The following is a 1,247-nucleotide window of genomic DNA, read 5'->3' as shown; positions in this document are numbered from 1 at the left end:
GTGGATTGGCCAAAGTCCAAACGGAATGGGGCCTCCTGAGCGTGGCCCACAACCTCTTGAAGCAAGCGACCCTCGCTGGCTAGGAGCGAGGGTCACTTGACTTTCATCAGGGTCCACCCCAGTCACCCGTGCGGGTGACTATTGGGACAGCCCCAGCCGAACTGCGCCGCGAGATGAGGGGAGGCCCCTCGAAACCGCCCTGCAGGGGGAGGCTTCAAACCACCGTCAGCGGCTGAGGACAAAAGCCTCGGTCGTGAGCGTGACGGAAAAGGCGGAGCTTGACTCCGTCAGGTACGGGCTACGGGAGCTGAACGCAAGTGAACCTCTGACGACGTGTCGAAAGCGTAGGACGACGTCATCAAAACCGGGGGGTAGTCGTTAACCCGGGATAAGTGGAGCGGAGACCTGCTTACTGGCCCCACGGTGACCGGCATGGAGGAGGCAGGAACCTAGCACAGGCTCGGGCGCGGAACGCGGGAACCTTCGCTGTGATGCTAAGGGAACCGGTCAAGTGGAAGCCCCACAAGACCCTCAGTACCAATGCACAGCAAGGGGCAGAGGCCCTTGTAGTAGTGAGGAAGCGGCGTAATGGCCGTGGAGCGAAGGGGGGCCAGTATCTCTGGACACTGTTCGGTGTCAACCGAAAGGGAGGAACACATGGATAAGCCCAAACCGTATGCCATTCCCAAATGGCTGGTGTATCAGGCGTATGAACGCGTTAAAGCCAATCGCGGCGCCGCGGGCGTCGACGGGGAAAGTCTCCGGATGTTTGAGGAGGACCTCAAGAACAACCTGTACAAAATCTGGAACCGGATGTCTTCGGGGAGCTTCTTCCCCCCGCCCGTCAAAGCGGTGGAAATTCCCAAGAAGTCCGGCGGCGTCCGCATTCTGGGAGTGCCCACCGTGGCCGACCGGATTGCACAGATGGTCGTGAAGCTCACCTTTGAACCGCTGGTCGAGCCCATCTTTCATCCGGACTCGTACGGGTATCGCCCCGGGCGGTCCGCGCATGATGCATTGGCGCAGACCCGGCAACGGTGTTGGCGATATGACTGGGTATTGGAGTTCGACATTAAAGGTCTCTTCGATAACATCCCGCACGACTTGTTAATGAAGGCCGTGCGCAGGCACACCGATAATCCTTGGGTACTCCTGTACATCGAGCGGTGGCTAGTAGAACCATTCCTTAATTCGTGATAATCACGGAAGGTTATGGTACGGTAAGGGAAATCCTTGGTTGGAGGTTC

The 1,247-nt window shown here is 58.6% G+C and carries 1 protein-coding gene; it reads left to right on the top strand.

What is annotated here, in order from left to right:
- Positions 1-657 precede the first annotated feature (657 nt).
- Entirely contained in the window at positions 658-1,197 is a 540-nt protein-coding gene (locus HIJ39_RS23020) for a reverse transcriptase domain-containing protein (protein ID WP_476718352.1), read from the top strand.
- Positions 1,198-1,247 lie beyond the last annotated feature (50 nt).

Source organism: Sulfobacillus harzensis, assembly GCF_012933365.1.
Classification (GTDB): Bacteria; Bacillota; Sulfobacillia; order Sulfobacillales; family Sulfobacillaceae; genus Sulfobacillus_B; species Sulfobacillus_B harzensis.
This window is presented reverse-complemented; position numbering and strand designations above follow the sequence as displayed.